This window comes from Bacteroidota bacterium (genome assembly GCA_016713925.1).
In the GTDB taxonomy this organism is placed as follows: Bacteria; Bacteroidota; Bacteroidia; order AKYH767-A; family OLB10; genus JAJTFW01.
In genome coordinates, this window is the sequence record JADJOH010000007.1 from 826440 (window position 1) to 844000 (window position 17561).

The 17561-nt window shown below is 38.3% G+C and carries 17 protein-coding genes and 2 tRNA genes; 8 read left to right on the forward strand and 11 right to left on the reverse strand.

Annotated features, from left to right (window positions below; translation table 11 throughout):
- Positions 1 to 58: 58 nt before the first annotated feature.
- The 5 genes from IPJ86_11615 to IPJ86_11635 form a co-directional block, all read right to left on the reverse strand.
- A complete protein-coding gene (locus IPJ86_11615) occupies positions 59 to 844 on the reverse strand; it encodes a response regulator (GenBank protein MBK7887906.1) in 786 nt (261 codons plus the stop codon).
- A gap of 112 nt (positions 845 to 956) precedes the next feature.
- Complete coding sequence (locus tag IPJ86_11620; GenBank protein MBK7887907.1) at positions 957 to 2012, reverse strand: response regulator; 1056 nt, start codon at positions 2010 to 2012, stop codon at positions 957 to 959.
- 213 nt (positions 2013 to 2225) lie between these two features.
- Complete coding sequence (locus IPJ86_11625; GenBank protein MBK7887908.1) at positions 2226 to 2759, reverse strand: PAS domain-containing protein; 534 nt, start codon at positions 2757 to 2759, stop codon at positions 2226 to 2228.
- Positions 2760 to 2769: 10 nt separating this feature from the next.
- Entirely contained in the window at positions 2770 to 3573 is an 804-nt protein-coding gene (locus IPJ86_11630) for a hypothetical protein (protein ID MBK7887909.1), read from the reverse strand.
- 458 nt (positions 3574 to 4031) lie between these two features.
- On the reverse strand, positions 4032 to 6374 hold the full coding sequence (locus IPJ86_11635; GenBank protein MBK7887910.1) for a BamA/TamA family outer membrane protein: 2343 nt from the start codon (positions 6372 to 6374) through the stop codon (positions 4032 to 4034).
- Positions 6375 to 6419: 45 nt separating this feature from the next.
- Between IPJ86_11635 and IPJ86_11640 the strand changes: the two genes are divergently transcribed.
- On the forward strand, positions 6420 to 7187 hold the full coding sequence (locus tag IPJ86_11640) for an RNA methyltransferase (GenBank protein MBK7887911.1): 768 nt from the start codon (positions 6420 to 6422) through the stop codon (positions 7185 to 7187).
- A gap of 112 nt (positions 7188 to 7299) precedes the next feature.
- Here IPJ86_11640 and apaG read toward each other — a convergent pair whose 3' ends face one another.
- The 5 genes from apaG to IPJ86_11665 all read right to left on the reverse strand — a co-directional run bounded on the left by apaG (position 7300) and on the right by IPJ86_11665 (position 13037).
- Positions 7300 to 7686 (reverse strand): Co2+/Mg2+ efflux protein ApaG, encoded by a 387-nt coding sequence (gene apaG / locus IPJ86_11645; GenBank protein MBK7887912.1) that lies wholly within the window; start codon positions 7684 to 7686, stop codon positions 7300 to 7302.
- A 112-nt stretch (positions 7687 to 7798) separates the two neighbouring features.
- A complete protein-coding gene (locus tag IPJ86_11650) occupies positions 7799 to 9094 on the reverse strand; it encodes a DUF5103 domain-containing protein (protein ID MBK7887913.1) in 1296 nt (431 codons plus the stop codon).
- Positions 9087 to 11003: an ABC-F family ATP-binding cassette domain-containing protein gene (locus IPJ86_11655; protein ID MBK7887914.1), complete on the reverse strand. Its 1917-nt coding sequence runs from the start codon at positions 11001 to 11003 to the stop codon at positions 9087 to 9089. Before IPJ86_11655 ends, IPJ86_11650 begins: the two co-directional genes overlap by 8 nt.
- Before the next feature lie 3 nt (positions 11004 to 11006).
- Positions 11007 to 11735 carry a DUF2807 domain-containing protein gene (locus IPJ86_11660; protein MBK7887915.1) on the reverse strand — a complete coding sequence of 243 codons (729 nt, stop codon included), beginning with the start codon at positions 11733 to 11735 and terminating at the stop codon, positions 11007 to 11009.
- 198 nt (positions 11736 to 11933) lie between these two features.
- Entirely contained in the window at positions 11934 to 13037 is a 1104-nt protein-coding gene (locus IPJ86_11665; protein MBK7887916.1) for an acyloxyacyl hydrolase, read from the reverse strand.
- Between the two features lie 68 nt (positions 13038 to 13105).
- On the opposite strand from IPJ86_11665, the gene mazG reads away from it, so the two are divergent.
- The 7 genes from mazG to IPJ86_11700 all read left to right on the forward strand — a co-directional run bounded on the left by mazG (position 13106) and on the right by IPJ86_11700 (position 16767).
- A complete protein-coding gene (gene mazG, locus IPJ86_11670; protein ID MBK7887917.1) occupies positions 13106 to 13885 on the forward strand; it encodes a nucleoside triphosphate pyrophosphohydrolase in 780 nt (259 codons plus the stop codon).
- Complete coding sequence (locus tag IPJ86_11675) at positions 13885 to 14655, forward strand: phosphatase PAP2 family protein (GenBank protein MBK7887918.1); 771 nt, start codon at positions 13885 to 13887, stop codon at positions 14653 to 14655. The genes mazG and IPJ86_11675 overlap by 1 nt, the downstream gene beginning before the upstream one ends.
- A gap of 87 nt (positions 14656 to 14742) precedes the next feature.
- On the forward strand, positions 14743 to 15219 hold the full coding sequence (locus IPJ86_11680; GenBank protein ID MBK7887919.1) for a redoxin domain-containing protein: 477 nt from the start codon (positions 14743 to 14745) through the stop codon (positions 15217 to 15219).
- Positions 15220 to 15313: 94 nt separating this feature from the next.
- Positions 15314 to 16213 (forward strand): hypothetical protein, encoded by a 900-nt coding sequence (locus IPJ86_11685; GenBank protein ID MBK7887920.1) that lies wholly within the window; start codon positions 15314 to 15316, stop codon positions 16211 to 16213.
- A complete protein-coding gene (locus tag IPJ86_11690) occupies positions 16210 to 16419 on the forward strand; it encodes a T9SS type A sorting domain-containing protein (GenBank protein MBK7887921.1) in 210 nt (69 codons plus the stop codon). The genes IPJ86_11685 and IPJ86_11690 overlap by 4 nt, the downstream gene beginning before the upstream one ends.
- Before the next feature lie 106 nt (positions 16420 to 16525).
- Positions 16526 to 16607, forward strand: a tRNA-Leu gene (locus IPJ86_11695).
- Between the two features lie 76 nt (positions 16608 to 16683).
- A tRNA-Leu gene (locus IPJ86_11700) sits at positions 16684 to 16767 on the forward strand.
- A 187-nt stretch (positions 16768 to 16954) separates the two neighbouring features.
- Here the strand turns inward: IPJ86_11700 and IPJ86_11705 are convergent.
- Positions 16955 to 17515, reverse strand: a complete 561-nt coding sequence (locus tag IPJ86_11705) for a DUF1361 domain-containing protein (protein ID MBK7887922.1) — start codon at positions 17513 to 17515, stop codon at positions 16955 to 16957.
- Between the last annotated feature and the right edge of the window lie 46 nt (positions 17516 to 17561).

Consider the following 17561-nt stretch of genomic DNA (forward strand, 5'->3'; position numbering starts at 1 on the left):
AATTTACTGGTAAACTCTTGAATTTCATTGTTCGGACTGCGTGTTTCGAAGGAGTGGTTCATTGGAAAAAATTGCTGATGATAGTGATGAGTGAATTTCCTTCGATAGGTTTCGTGATATGTTCATCCATGCCACAGGATAAACTATGCTCACGATCTCCTTTCATTGCCTTGGCTGTTACAGCTATTATCGGAATGCCGGATAAGTGCTCTATTCTACGGATGCTTTTCGTTGCTTCATAACCATTCATTCCCGGCATCATGATGTCCATGAGAACCAGGTCCGTGTTAGGGTTGTTTTTGAGGTATTTCACTGCAGATGCACCATCATTTTCGGTATGTATTTCCATGCCATATAATTCAAGCATAGAGGATAATGCATAGATGTTTCTCGCATCATCATCGACTACCAATACTTTTTTTCCGTTAAGAATTTTCTTTTTGTCAGGGAGTTTTCCGAAAAATTGACTTCTGTTTTTTTGTTCCTGTACAGATTGAAGGAAGAGGGTGGTTTCTTCCAGCAAGGATTCAATATGATCGGTGTTCTTATTGATATATGAACTGGCGTAATCTTTTAGGAATAATTTTTCCTTGTCATTTAGTTCTCTGGAGCTGTATACAATAACAGGAATAGCTGAAAATTCAGGTGCTTCTTTAAACTGCTTTAAGAGTGCCATGCCATCTGAATCGGGAAGGTTTAAGTCGAGTATTATGCAATCAAAGGATTCATGAATAAGTTTGGATATGCCATCCATGCCCGTTTCCGCTATCTCGCAGGTTATGCCTTGTCTTTTAAGCATTTGTTTTACGACCATACTTTGCTCAGGAGAGTCTTCAATGACCAAAACCTTATGGTTATTGCCTATAGTGTTTTTCAGATTTCTAAATATACTCGTAAGTTGAGAAGTAGATGCCGGCTTTTCAAACCAGGATACAAATGGAAGGACGGTTGGACTATCAGATGCTTTTGCACTGCTGACTACATGTATAGGGATTTGAGCTATATCTCTTTTCCGACCTGATTCTTTTTATAAGGTTCCAGCCATTTATTCCGGGAAGGTTCATGTCCAGCAATACTGCATCCGGCTTACTCTCTTTTATACGAAGGTATCCGGTGTCACCTCTATGGCAAATTTCAGTCTTGAATCCTTCTCTTAGTGCCATTTTTTCAAGGATTTTGGCAAAGGTTTCGTCATCTTCTATAATTAACAGTCGACGTTCATTGGTAGGACCCTGTTTTGTATTAGTTTGTCCTATAGGAATTTCTACAATAAATGTACTACCTTCTCCTTCCTTACTGATAACGGCAATTTTTCCGGAAAGCAGATGTGTAAGTTCTTTGGAGATACTCAGACCCAATCCGGTTCCTCCAAACCTCCGGCTGATACTGCCATCCACTTGCTTGAATGATTCAAAAATTAGTTTTTGTTTATCTTCAGGGATACCAATGCCATCGTCTTTTACTTCAAATCTGATGAGGCCAGACTCTTGTTCTGAGATTGTTAAACTTACATTTCCCTCCGATGAGGTAAATTTAATGGCATTAGATAAAAGGTTTTTTAATATTTGTGATAAACGCATTTCATCCGTAAAAATGGTGGGTGTGGATGTGATGTTGTTTTGCAAACTGAAATGAATATTCTTACTTTTAGCAGTGGGCTGTATGCTATTCCAGATATCTTTACAGAACGGACTTATTTCAAACTCGGCCTTTTCGATTTCAATTTTCCCGGCTTCAATTTTTGATAAATCAAGAATGTCATTGATGAGATTTAAGAGATCAGTTCCTGATTTATGAACAACATGAGCAAATTCAATCTGCTTACGATTCAAATTAGAATCTTTGTTTTCTGCCAATAATCGTGAAAGTATGATGATGCTATTTAATGGCGTTCGTAATTCATGGCTCATGTTGGCAAGAAACTCAGACTTGTATTTACTAACCTGCTCCAATAATTCCGCCTTTTGACTTATGGCTTTTCTCGCTTCTTCCAGTTCTTTGTTTTGTAACACGATGGCTGAATTGTTTTGCTCCAGCTTTCTTGCTTTTATGTTTAATTCCTTATTGCTTTCTTCAAGTTCTGATTTCTTTTTTTGGAGATGCTGCTTTGATATTTGGATTTCCCAGCTTTGCTTATTTAGTTTGCGAATGGATGCTTGAAGTTCTGTGTCCCGGTCAGTTAGTTCTTTATTAAGTTTCTGAGCATGGGTAAGGAGAAGTTGAAGTTACTCTTCAGACCTTTTCCTGTCTGTAATATCAAGGGCAATAAATATATGTCCGGTAATGCAATTGTTATCGTCATAAACCGGCGATGAACTGATATAACTCCAGAACGGTTCCTTGTTCTTTTTGTATAAAATGGTTTCAATGGTTGAGGATCGCCCCGATGCGAGATCTTTTAATAAGTCATTAACGCCTGTTGTATCTGTTAGTGGACCGCAAAGTGAGTTTAAAACGGGTTGTTTCATTATTTCACCTGCCGTGAATTTGGTTATTTCTTTGAAAAAGGGGTTTGTCCAGGTTACTTTGAATTCATTGTCTGTAATTAATATACTATGTTTAATTGTGTTTGCTACAGTAGATAATTTTTGCTTTTCTTCAAGATTTCTTTTTAATAAGAGTTCATTATTAACCCTTGAAGTAATGTCTTTTAAGGTCATTACAGCTCCGCAAATAATTGAGTTTACTTTGACCGGATTTATCTTTAGTTCAAAATAAAGTGTTCTTCCATTATCGGTAAATTGGGTTTCAGTAGACATGATTGATCCGTTAAAAGCATCTTTGAAATGATTTTTCCACACCTCTTGATTTTTGGTTTGTCGAAGTATTCTCCCTGGATATGTTGGTTAAAGAAGGGTGTAGTTTTATGTCAACATTAAATATAGTTAACATGAATGCTGAAAATGATTCATTATACTGTCTTACATTGAAATCGAGGTCAAATTGACAAATGGGATCACCTATGTTTTCAATAAGTGACTTTAGACTTGCTTTCTGACTTTTTATAAGTAGCGTGGAGTTGTGATATAGTTTCAGGTAATAGTAAATACAGTATAAGGTGATAGTGATACTAATTGCAGCACAAAAAATGTAGTTACGCTTAATTAAATGTTCAGGTATTGGTAGTGAAGAGATGATAGTAGTATGAAAGGTCAAGGAAGAAAGGAAAAGTACAACAGGTAGAGCTGCCACCGCAATTAATAAGTGCTTTTCTTTTTCAGTGAATAGAAAAAATGTTCCGGCAGCAATAGGAAAGAAAAACAAAAATATACCTGAATCATTTCCGGCTCTAAGATTTGATAGATAAACAAATGCGTTGATAGAGATCAAAAAAACATTTCGTGAAGTATTGTATTGTCCGGTGTTGAATAAATACAAACAGAATATGTATGTAGCTGTTATTGGTAAATTATTGTACACTATTTCATTCAGCCCATTGATAGCTTGCAGAACTATAAATACAATCGAAATAAGGATAGAGGCCAGAATGACCCGGTGCAACGTGGATAGCCTCCTGTTTTCAATTTCCTGAATGGGTTCACTGAATTTTGGATATATTATTTTTCGAAGCAAAGGGTGCATATTTTCGTATTTTGAACAGGTTGACTATTCTATACGTTTGCCCTCCGGTACTGGTTTGTTAATAGTTAATGGCGACATGTAAGTTTTTATGTTTTTTTAACAGTTTTCAGACTTTGAAATATTGACAAAATAGGAATTGCATTTCTTGCATATTTTATTTGCCTGATCAGCTACGATTGACAGGTGTATTAATTTATGTAATGTATTGAAAAACAATAATATTAACAACTTTTTATTTCTTTTGTTCCCATACTGGTTTTTGTAGAGATGAGCTGATGAACAGTTGAAACCAAATGTGATTTGTAAGAAAAGAATAAAAGTCTCCGTATTTAATCAAAGTAAGGAATGAAAAATTCTAGTGACACCTGCGTTCGGCTTAAATTCCTTGATTTTCGTTGGAAATTGATGTTTAGAACAGATGTGTTACCGAAAAAAAATGGCAACATAGCTTAGAATGGATAACCAATGCCAAAGTTAAAAGTTATATCACTCAATTCATTTGCATCCAAGACCCATCGTTCACATTGTGCTAATGCAGGGTCTTTTATTTTAATTGCTCCATCCATCCTTAGTATAAAAAAAGTAAAGTCAAAACGGATACCTAAACCTGAGCCTAATGCAATTTGATCAGCGAAGGTGTCGAATTTAAATTTCCCATCTTCACTCGTGGAGATTTTATTGATGATCCATATGTTTCCGGCATCAAGAAATGCTGCCCCTTTGAGCTTTCTGTAAATATCAAAACGATATTCAAAGTTGCCGGTTAATTTCAAATCTCCAAATCGCTCAAAAAAGTCTTCTTTGTCGTTGGTTCCGGGTCCAAGTTGTCGGGTGCGCCATGCGCGAATATCGTTCGGGCCTCCGGCAAAAAAACTTTTTTCAAAGGGTAATTGTAAGGAGTTTCCGTACGAGACACCCAATCCAACAGCAATTCTAAATACAGCCAGTGCATTGGAAATACTGATTGGACTATATAATCGAATATCAAAATCAGGTCTTATGTATTGAGCAAACCGGACATTTAAAAAGGTGGCAGGGGATGATTTGGAAATACTTTCATTGTTTATTTTTTTTGCCAGATAAATACTGTTTCCGGCAAATTCAAGATTGGCACGAAAGAAGAAATATTTTCGCTTTATTTTTAAATCCTGATTGTTGAAAATATAACTGAGTCGTCCCGTAGAAATGAAATGATCCACATAACCTAATATGATATTAGGGTCTCCTAGTTCATTTAATTGTTGAGTGAAAGCAGGATCTAATTTTACTTTAAGATAGTTTAAATCTGCAGGATAGAAAAAAATACGATTGTATTTAGTGGTTTTAATACTGTAAGAGTAGGAGAGATTGAAAAGTTGTCTGAAATATTCCGGACGGTTTTGAGTATTAAAACCGGCATTTATAGAAGTGATAGGGTTGCTGACTATCTTCAATTTATCAAAATGAAATGGCCATAATCCTCTGGGGAAATTCAGCGAGATTTCAGGTCCTACTTCATAAGCATTGAATAAGGCGAGCTGTCGGGTGCTTTCATAGGTAGTGTCTCCAAAATTTTGCTGTAGCTCAAGTCCTGCCTTTATTCTGAAATTGAAACTCTCTGCTCCCTTGAAAATATTCTTGTTTCGATAGGATAGGTTTCCGAGAATTCCGAAGTTACCTCCGTTATTGGTTCCATCAAATTCGATTTTATACTCTTGTCGGGGTTGGGGAGAAAGCAAGATATAGCAACGCAAAGGATTATTGGTATCCTCAGGTCCGGGATATTCCGGTTCTATCCTGATATTGACAAATTTAAAAATCCCAAGATCAGAAAGTCGTTTGTAAGTTAAATCTATATCCGATTGAGCAAATATGGAATCCTTTCGAATGAAAATATGTTCGGCTAAATGTTTAGCCTTGTGGCGAAGTTCGAGTTTTCCTCTTGAAATAAATTTTAATTTTTCGAATTCAGTTGTATCCTTCGCAATAGTGTCATTGGCAGAAATGGGATCATAGTCTACTTCAATATAAACTTCTTTAAAGTAATTTTTCTTGTGTACGATAAATGAATCAGGTGCCGTAATAATATCTCTGTTGCTGACTTTCGGATTCGTTAAATACAACCAGACATCTACCTGTTGGGATTTCAGAGACGAATCTATCTGATAAGTGATGTATTGGGGATTAAAGTTGTAGTATCCGTTGTTCCGCAATGAAATCGAAATTCTTTCCCTTTCACTTTGCAATAAGGACACCGAATAAATGTCTCCGGATTTAATTTGAAATTCTGTACTGTCTCTGAATATGAAGTCGCGAATTTCAGTATCTGAAATATTGTAACTGATGTTTCTGATTTTATAGGGCTTGCCGGATTTTAATGTGTATATGACTTTTGCCTTTTTCTTTTTGTAAATAGTGGTGTCATTTATATCAGCATTGAAGTAACCATTGTTCTGAAAGAAAATGGAAATCTGCTGTGTGGATTTAAAAGTGAGCCCGGTATCCAATAAAACGGGCTGCTCACCAATCGCCGTTTTCAGCCATTTTTTAAATTTTGTCTCCTTACCGATTTGCGAGAGATTGTACACACCAAGGTGAAACCTGAATATACCCAGAATCTTTCTGTTCGGTTTTTGCTTAATAATCGAATTGACGTTCTCATTAAATTCTGTTCGGTCAGATTTAATAATATTTTTGTCCAGCAAGTGCTGCCCCTCCGGAATGGATCGGGTAACATTGCAGGCACCGGCAAGCATTAAAAATGCCGGCAATAGTGCTGAATATAAAATATAAGATAGTTTCCCGTTCCTCATAGCACGGCGGGTGTAAATGTACGGATCAGAACCTTATAACCTGATATGATTTCAAAAGCAGTTATTAAACATCTGCGCTCACTGCAGTTGAAGAAGAGGAGAGATGAACTTGGACTCTTTCCGGTAGAAGGCCCTAAGTTGGTGATGGAACTGCTGCGAAATAAGTCCTGGAAAGTAAATGAACTCTATGCTACAGACGAATGGGAGGCACCTTTCGAACTATCTGCCATAGAAGTAGTAAGAGTTTCGGACACTGAATTGAATCAGATTTCCGGTCAGCAGCAGCCGAATAAAGTTTTGGCAGTGGCTGAAATGAAATTAGTCAATGAGGAACATTCAATTCCTTCCTCAGGATTTTACTTACTCCTGGATCAGATACGTGACCCTGGAAATTTAGGTACCATTATTCGTATCGCGGATTGGTTTGGTGTGGATGGAGTATTCTGCTCGTTCGATACGGTGGATTGTTATAACCCCAAAGTAGTTCAATCCTCCATGGGAAGCTTATTTCGTGTGGTACCTGTTTATATTTCGCTTGAAAAACTTCTTGCAGATAATGCGCAATCAGCTAAATTGGCAGTATACTCCTCTCATCTTCAAGGAGATAATTTGTTTTCAGCCGATCTGAAGAAGGATGCTTTTGTGGTAATGGGTAATGAAAGTCGTGGTGTTGAGCCCGCACTCAATCCATTTATAACAAAATCAATTCTAATCCCATCAAAAAGTGGTCTCAATGAAAAAGCGGAATCACTGAATGTCGCTGTCGCCACAGGTATTGTATGTTCCGAATGGCTAAGAAGGTTTAGTAGCTGACTTTTAATTAATTAGTGATGTGAAGAGCGGCTATTGTTAGGAGTTACAGTTCAAATACACGTTAAGGCTGATGTGATTTTCAAAATTTTACTTTTCAAACTGAATATAAAAATCAATTCAATTTAGAGGGAACTACCATCTTGAATTCAGGTATTTTAACAAAAAAAAGCTTTTTATCATATTGGCGCTCCATCAAATAGGTGCCGAACATTTTTCCTAATTCCGTGTTCAGATTGCATCCGGAAACGTAGCGATAGGTTTCGCCCGGGGCAATATACGGTTGTTCTCCCACAACTCCTTCTCCTTCAACCTCCCGACGGGTGTTATCGGAATCAACGATATACCAATGCCTTCTTTTTAACCGAATGGCCTGCTCACTATCGTTTTTGATCGTGATCCGATAAGCAAATACATAATGTGATTGCGCCGGGTTACTATGAGTGGGCTGATAAAATGTCTCCACACTTACCCTGATTCCTGCTGTTACTTCGGTAAAAATTGCCATGTTTGTTATGTGTCCTCCAAAAATATAGACATCACTTGAATTTAACAACAGATTTTGACCAACTAACTGATAGAGATGGTAAAGGAACTAATTTAGATGGAGTAATTTAAAATCCTCCCGAAAAGGCTTTTAAATAACCGATCAGACGGGAATACCGGACGCCGGTTTCATTCCAATAAACAAAGATATCGTATTCATTACGAGTTTCATAATGACTTCCTTCCGTCTCTAAAACACTGTTATCCTTGTTTTTGCCTTCTATGCTGTAGCGGTAATTATAATAACCTTGCTTTACAGAGAGTGTTTTATAATAATATCCGCTGTCCGGCTGATAGTCCATCCGATAAGGCATATCTCTTCGCCAATCCGTAAATTGTCCCTCTACATACACAGCCCCTGAAGTATAAGCCTCATCCGCCTTTAACCTGAATAAGACTTGGATATAATCTCCTTCTAATTTCGCATCCCTGCTTTCATAAATTTTATTCAGGAATTTACCATTGATGTCATCATTTGAACTGTAACGTTGACTGGCTAAAGAAATGTCTTTCTTGAGTACAGCAGTAAGACCACGTCCAATGCTGTCATCCGTATACTTTTCAATAAACTGCGTTAGAAATCGTGTGGTTCTGATATCAAAATTTCTGAATTCACTTCCTCCTTCAAATACATTTCCTTCTTCATAATTGTATTCGAGTAGTTCGTTGGTGGCGAAATTGGGTTTGAGATTGCTTATCCTGCTATTTGGATTTCCATTTTGAAGGAGAACCAGTTTAATGTCGGAGTAGGGGCTGGTCACCGCTAACCCTCTAAGGGAAACTTTTAAATCTGCTTCCTGGTGCGAGTTTCTTTGTTCAATTATGGTGGCTCTATGTATATTGGGTTGAATCTCTACGCGCTGTTCAACAACATAAAATCTTTTTGAAATAATTATAGAGTCCGGATCAGTAGAGTCGTAAACGATGAGCAAAAAATTACCGGATATTGTCGGTTTCATTTGTGCATTGGGAAAATCGAGCTGATAGTGCCAGTAATCGGTTAGCGTATTTAAAGAGTGCTTATAGTCCGCAATATGATCTGTATAAAAGCCTTCGAGATAATCATTTTCGCTCAATAGGGAAGGCCGCCAATCCGGATCACAATGTTGAATCCTGTAACTGTAATCTATAATGTCATTACTGAGTAAATCAAAATGGAGTCGCAGCTGATCACTACTGCCCAACAGCAAGATGGGGTCACTTAACTCCTGTCCGTTCCTTTCAAAAAATGCAGTGCGGATATCAGGGTGATAAATATAATCTTCATAACGGATACGTCGCGGATTAAAATAATCGGCATCATCCTGACAGATTCCCGGGAAGGGTATCAGCCCTAAAACCAGAAGAAAGAATTTTCTAATCATTCATCTCAATGAGTTTTAAATAATGTGCTTCCCACTCATTTTCCGCATGCTTTAATGCTCTGCTGCATTTCTCATATTCCTCTTGAAACTTCTTGTACAATTGTCCATTTTGATAGACTTCAGGCTTGCTTAATTCCAGACTCAGTTTTTCGTGTTCCGTTCGAAATACCGCAACTTCGGCATCCCATTTTTTTACCAGTTGCTCAAGTTTTGTTTTTTCTTTCTTTTTGTCTTTGTCAGCCGTATTGTTTTTCGTTTCTTTTTTTGCAACTACCGGAGCAGCTACCACTTTCACCGGCTGCGATTTTTGTTGTTTCTGTTCCTTCTGCCATGTTTCAAATTCGTTATATGTTCCCGGATATTCTTTTAACTCTTTGTTTTCAATGTACCAGATTTTGTTGGCGATCCGGGATAGAAAATACCGGTCATGAGATACAACAATGTAGGTGCCTTCATATTTGTTTAGTACTTCAACAAGTACATTTACACTTTGAATGTCTAAGTGGTTGGTCGGTTCATCCAGGAGGAGAAAGTTTGCTCTGGCCAGAATGGTTTTTGCCAATGCAACACGCGCCCTTTCACCACCGGAGAGGACTTTTATTTTCTTGAAAACATCATCTCCTTTCAGCAAGAAGGCCCCAAGTAATGAACGCAGATAGGTGTCGGTTTCGTCGGGTGCCGTTGATCGCAACTCGTCGAGGGCATCATTTTCCTTGTTCAGACTTTCTAACTGATGCTGTGCGTAGAAAGCCGGAATGACGTTATGCGTGGGTTCCGCTTTCCCTTCAAAAATTTCCGTGCCATCAATCATTCTCAGTAAAGTAGATTTCCCTTTTCCATTAGCTCCAATAAAGGCAATTTTATCTCCTCTCGATATTTCAGCTTCGGTATTTTTCATTAACTCCACTTCACCATAAGCCTTTCGATCAATATGCAATTTACTGATGATGCGTCCCGGTTGCCGGTCTACGGCAAATTTTATTTTTATGGCAGCGGAAGGACCTTCAACAGCATCCACACGATCTAACTTTTCAAGAGCTTTCACACGGGATTGTACTGCACTTGCTTTTGAAGCTTTGGCCCTGAATCGCTCGATAAAACGTTCCTGTTCTTTGATATATTTTTCCTGATTTTTAAAAGCATTTTGTTGCAAAACTTGTCGCTCTTCTTTTTCGATGAGATAGTCCGAGTAGTTACCAGTGTATAAAGTGAGCTTCTCGTTTTCAAGTTCCCCAATCTTCGTCACAATTTTATCCAGAAAATACCGGTCATGTGATACAATGACCACTGCACCTTCATAGTCGTGTAAATAACTTTCCAGCCATTGTATGGAAGGAAGATCAAGGTGATTGGTCGGCTCATCCAGCAAGAGCAAATGGGGATTTTGCAATAAAGTTTTTGCAAGCATCACACGCATTCTCCATCCTCCTGAAAATTCTTTTAAAGGTCGGGATAAATCGGCTGTATTGAAACCAAGTCCTTCCAGAATAGATTCCGCTTTTGACTGCAATTGGTATCCGTCAAGGGCTTCGTATTCACTTTGTAACCGATGGAGTTTATCCAAAATCTGATCGCTATGATCCGTTTCCAGTTTGTGAAGTATTATCTCTATTTCTTCATGCAGATTGTTGGCCTTTTCAAATGCTTCCATGGCTACATCTAGAATAGATTTATCCGATAAGTAACTCAATAAATCCTGATTTAAAAAACCAAGTACAAGGTCGTTGCGTTTTGAAATGTTCCCGCTTCCGGGACTATATTCTCCGCTGATGATTCGGAGTAAAGTGGATTTTCCTGTTCCATTTGCTCCAATCAATCCTATTTTTTCCTGTGGCCGGATATGCCAGTTTAATTCGCTGAATAATGTTCTCGATCCGAATTCAAATGATATTTGCTGTAGTACAAACACGTCTTATAATTTAATTATTTTTCCTGTACCCGTGATCTGTTGGGTAATTGTTCCAGGGTTTCCCTTGTAATAGATATTGCCGATATATTCAATTTTTGCATCCAGAATGTTCAGCGCATTGGTGTAAATATCATTCGTACCACGATTGTTAATATATACATTTTTAGATTCCAGTAATAGACAATTCATTTTTCCATACCCAACATGATACATGTATAAATTGTCTGACGTCCCCTCAGAAACAATATCAGCAGGACCGTTGTGAATAGCCAGAGTGATAATTTCAGAATTAGTTTTTGTATGATAATTTCCAAGTCCGTTGAAGATATCCATTCTAAATATTTTTCCTTTTAAAGTGTCAGTAAACGTCACATCGCCATTGCCATCTTCAATAAAAATACTCTCCAGCTGATCGGTCCATATCTCAACCTCTAATTTCGGATCAAGTTTACGTACCCAGTTGCATTTATTGGTATTCCTGATTTGGAGTATACCGGATTCCACTTTTGTTTCAATACCTTCTACTAAATTTTCACCGGCAGTCACTCTCATCCTTCGCACTGAATCCACATGTACAATGAGGTCCACATTGCTCGTCAGATATACTCCCTGAATCAATGGTAAATTCCGCTCCTCACTCACCACATCTCCCGTACCATGAAAACACTCACATATATCACTGCATCCCGTAAAAAACAGAACAATAGTGAATAATAGTATTGGCAGTTTCATTTTAGTATTCATCATTTATTCAAGATACAATAATTTCTAACTTCAATTTAATTCCTGCTTCCTGCTCCCTGCTCCCTGCTCCCGGTTTCCCAATCTCTAATTCTGACTCCCAAAATCTTAACTCTTAATTCCTCGCATTTAATTCTTAATGCTTCGCCCTTAATTCTTAATTCTGAATTCTGAATTCTGAATTCTGAATTAAATTCTAACCCCAATTCCCCACTCGAAATAATCTGCTTTCGCAAAGTGACTCTTCAACCCCAGACTAGCATAAAAATGCTGATGGAATCTATACTTTAGCAATAACCTGTTATAAATAAATCCATCTTCACTTAATTTGCTGTATAAGTAAACTCCTGGCTGCAATACCGCATCCCATTTTCCAAGTTGAAGTCCGCAAGAACCAAACACCCCAATTCGGGTAGAGCCTTCCAAATAACTGCTCTGAATAGAATCTTCTTCCAATCGCCCTCTCAATGATTGGTCAATGATCATTTCAGAACCGGCTCCAAAGAGACCCTTTTGTCCCCAGGGAAGATGATATTGAAGATTGATAATGTTTACCATGAAGTTGGGGCCTTCGGGGGGATATCTTTCTTTGAATCCAATGGCAATAGCAGTATTGAATTCATGTTTTCTTTTTAATTTTTCCTTCGCCGGAATTTTAGACACAATCGGATCACCGGTGAAATAAGTGGCTCCCAAATTTATTGTGGCGAGATTTAAACCCAAATTGGGTAATTTGAAGGCGCCATTGGAGAAATGGAAGAAGTCTATTCCACCGAACAAATGAATTTTCTTCTTTGTGAACATCCTGAATTGAAAACCGGTCAATACTGTGCCGTTGAGTTTAGTGCCAATTGCCAGGTTTTTATAATTCGTCTCGTAATGGAAGGGTTTCTCAACATATCCAATACCGATTCCAAAACGCATGTTGACGCTATACCGATGATGTTTGCTTAATGGAAGAAGTAGTTGGGAGTAGAGGGAATGCCCACGACCAAGCTCTTTGTCGTTTCCGAAGTCTATGTATCTGTATCCCAGTCCATAAAGAGGATAGTTGTAGATGCGGTGCCAGGTCTTGTCCCCATTGGCACTCTTTAAATACTGAACTTCAGCCATCCGAAGATGTCTTTTTTGCAGATGAACCAGAGCTGGACGATGGGAAATAATGAATCCCGTATGCAGGCTGAGACTAAAACTGCTTTTGCCGGAAACAAAAAGACTGTCTGTTTGTCCATTTACAGGGCATACCGCCGTAAATAGCAGGAGTATAGAAAGGACAGGCAGGAGATATTTCAATTTTTAATTTCGGTTGGGAGTGCAAAAGTAAAAAAATGAAGTGGTGCTTTCTTTTTTAATTTTGGAACATGACAGAAGTTAAGCGAAAAATGGAAGCCTTTGAGCGTTTATTGGGAATAATGGACGAATTGCGTGAGAAATGTCCCTGGGATAAAAAGCAAACGATGCAAAGTTTGAGGCACCTTACCATTGAAGAAGTTTATGAATTGGGTGATGCCATTTTAGAGGGGGATGATGCAGAAATCAAGAAGGAACTAGGGGATATTTTACTTCATATTGTGTTTTATGCAAAGATTGCTTCCGAAACAGGAAAATATGACATAGCGGATGTTATTGACAGTTTATGTGAAAAATTGATTCACCGACATCCACATATTTATGGTGATGTAGTGGTGGGGGATGATGAAGAAGTGAGCCGGAATTGGGAGAAACTGAAGTTGAAAGAAGGAAAAACTTCTGTACTGGAAGGAGTGCCTGTTTCTCTTCCAGCTGTTGTAAAATCAATGAGAATTCAGGAAAAGGCAAGGGCTGCCGGGTTCGACTGGGAAGAAAAGCATCAGGTATGGGAAAAAGTGAAGGAAGAAATGAATGAATTTTATACAGAAGCAGAATCTGGAAATGTACAAGGGATGCAGGCAGAATTCGGGGATTTATTGTTTTCACTTGTCAATTATGCCCGGGTAATGGGAATAAACCCTGAAGAATCATTGGAACGAACCAATAAAAAATTCATTAATCGTTTCCGTTTTATGGAAGATAGAGTGAGGGAGAAGGGATTGTCTTTAGCGGACCTGAATCTGGCAGAAATGGATGTCTATTGGAATGAAGCAAAGAAAAATGGTCTCTGATGCGAAGTAGGTTCCGGGAATTTCGTTTAGGTGGTTTGATGATGTTTTTAATCGTTTCAAATTTCGTATCTGCGCAAAAATCAGATTCCTGTTTACTTGATAAAAAGTATCTCCATTCATTTTTCACGGACACCCGCGATTTATTGCTTTCGCCCGGAAAAACTGGCAGAGAAGATGGGAACTTTATCGGTGCATCACTCCTTGTCATTCCTGCCGGGTTTATGTTCGATGAACCTGTCGAAAGATTTTTCAGGCGACAACAAATTCGTAGCAGCAATGAAGAATGGATAGACTATTCCATCTCGAATTTTGGCAGTGGTTTATATCCCGGAGCTGCAGCAGTAATTCTTTATGGTTTAGGGGCAAGCAAGAAAAGAGAGGATTTGAAGTGGATGGCCTTGCTTCAAATAAAAACGTTGGGTATTTCTGTTGCAGCCAGCAGAGTGCCGAAATACCTTTTTCAACGCAAGCGTCCTGATGAAAATATTCCCGTAAATGCATGGAACTGGAGTGGGCCTCTTCAAGGTTTTACCGGAAACTATTCATTTACGAGTGGTCATACATTTATCGCATTTTCCTGGGCTGCCGTTACCGCATCTGCCTACAAAGAAAAAAAGGGCCTTGTGATTGGCTTGTATTCTCTGGCATCACTAGTTGAGTATCCAGAGTTTATAAAGGAGAACATTGGAGCAGTGATGTTTTGGGTGGTGCTGTATTGGGCTATGCATTGGGTAAACTTATGTACCGCTTCCAGGAGAAAAACTGGATGAAAAAGCCATAACGTAAAAACCATTTCTGATCTTGAATGTTTAGAAGCTATTAAAACACATATATACCCGTAAACATTCAAAATCTTTATGTTGAAAATAGGCTCTCGAGTACCGGAATTCTCAATAATGGATAGTGAGAAGCAACCTTTTACCAATGAAACCATTGCCGGAAAACGAACATTGCTATTGTTTTTTCCGGCCGCATTCACCAGCGTTTGTACAAAAGAACTTTGTGCGGTGCGTGATGATATAGCACGATATAATGATCTCCAGGTGGATGTTGTGGGACTTTCAACGGATTCCTTGTACGTTCTTGCTAAATATAAAGAGGAACAAGGATTGAATTTTAAGCTTGCCGCTGATTATAACAAGGAGATGTGTGCTGCATTTGATTCGCAATATGAAGTATTTGCTTTTGGCATGAAGGGAACAGCAAAACGATCCGCATTTATCATTGACGAAAATGGAGCAATCTGTTATGCTGAAGTATTGGCAAGTGCCGGAGATATTCCAAATTTCAAAGCCATAACTGAGGTGTTAGAAAAAATGGGTGTAAATTCCTGATAGTCAATAACGGTGGGTCCGGAAGAAGGTAGGGTAGGAACGTTTTTATTTTCATTGTTAGATTTAAATATCTTTGTCTTCTCTAAAACTAACCATGAAAAAACTCATTACTCTTCTACTTATTGCGTCATTTTCCGGAACAGCAACTGCTCAAATTACAATTACTAATGCAGATATGCCGAATACCGGTGATACTTTGCGTGTAAGTGAAGCTTCTGTTTTAACTCCGGTTGATCTCACTTTAACGGGTGCCAACTATACATGGGATTTTTCGGGTCTATTACCTGTAGCTCAGGATGTCGATACATTTGTTACAGTGGGTTCAACGCCAACCCTCCTTGCCATTTACTTTGTAAATCTTAGTATAAACACTAACAGAGCCAACATCTCAGCTCTTGGTTCTAATAATCCACTCGCCGCTCAGTTACCGGTATCTGACGTTTATAGTTTTTTTTATGAAAATTCTTCGTTGTTTCAGCAAGTGGGCTTTGGGGCAACTATTGGTGGTACCGCTGTTCCTTTAGGATACGGAAATAAGGATATTATTTATAATTTCCCATTAGATTTCAATGACCAGGATTCAAGTAATAGTGATTACTCATTAAGTGTCCCCGGTACAGTTTACGCGGAAGGAAATCAGAAACGTGTAAATTTTGTGGATGGATGGGGAAGTCTGACAACACCTTATGGAACTTTTAATGCGCTTAGGGTGAAGTCCACTTTGACCGGTCAGGATTCAGTTTATCTGGATAGCACAGCTACAGGATTTAGTACTGCCCGTCCATTGATTCGTGAGTATAAATGGCTCGCCAATGGCGAACGAATTCCTGTTCTGCAAATCAATACGGCCGAAGTTTTGGGAGTGGAAGCCATTTCCTCCATCCGATACAGGGATAGTCTTCGTGTTAATGTAGGTTTACCTCCTGTATCTGCTCTTCAGACAAATCCTGTTCTTTTTCCCAATCCAAATTCCGGCGAGAATGTTTTGCTATGATAAATCTGGTAAAACCTGCTGCCGTTAAAATTGATATTTGCGCTGTTGATGGACATCTGGTAAATAGTTCGGTTATACAACTTTCAGCCGGAGTTCAGAATATTGCTATTAGATCATCTGATTTACAGTTAGATGCAGGAGTGTATATGGTACGCTTTCTATTAGAGGGTGAAGCAAAGACGGTTAAAATGGTTGTCCGCCCCTGATTTTTTAAGATATATATATTTAAAATCTGCTCCTTATAATTTATTTTGAAGCAGTATATTTGCAACCCTTAAAAGAAGGTCCCTTCTAAGGAATTTAATTAACCCTGCCCAGGTGGCGAAATTGGTAGACGCACCATCTTGAGGGGGTGGCGCCAACAGGCGTACGAGTTCGAATCTCGTTCTGGGCACATTAATTTCAACTTTGAGTAGTATCAATTATTGTTTGGTACTTCAGATTATGAGTTGAAAACTGAAAATTTTTCTGCCCAGGTGGCGAAATTGGTAAACGTTGCGGTCTCAGAAGCCGTTGGTGTAATTACCTTGAGAGTTCGAGTCTCTCCCTGGGCACATTTTTCTCTATCATTTTAATGCCCTTTTAAGTTGACCATCTTCTTTAATGTGTATTAAAAAATGTCTCGGGAAAGTTCATTCTTCATTGACCGACATATAAATGGAGGTCAAAACTCACTTCCAAACTCCCAATTCTAAACTCCCAATTGCAAACTCAAAACTCCCAATTCCTAAAATTTAATTCTTAATTCTTAATTCTTAATTCTGAATTCTTAACTCCTTTATTTTCTAATCCTCCTATCAATAAGTATAAAATTCCTAATAATATACTAAGAGCGATAGTCATCCCCCAAGTCCCAATATGATTGGTTGGGTAAAGAATACGACTACCTATATCATGAAATAATTCCAGCGGCGATCGAATAATATCCCAACTATTAAAACGCTCGAATCTCCCTAAATAAACCCCGAAACTGCCTAGTGTCAATGTACAAAAAACAAAAAGTAACCCTGTGCCATTTGAATGAAAGCGGATGACGAACCGGTGCATATGTTTTAAAGAAAAAAGTCCAAGCAATAATCCGGTAATGGAAAAGGATAACAATAGAAATAAATCGAACCATTCCGGAGTATTTCCTCTCGGCATTAAATGGAAAAGATCGGTAAGTATATAAGGTGCATTTGGGAAAAATAGAATCCAAAATGGAAAAATCAACCAAAATTGGAAAGGTTCAATATCCCTTTCTTTTAACTTCATTAACGTGCTTATGCCAAAAGGAATATAGGCAAGAAATAAATTCCACAAAAGAAAGAGAAATGTGATCTGCCCCGTAAAGAGTATTCGCGTAACC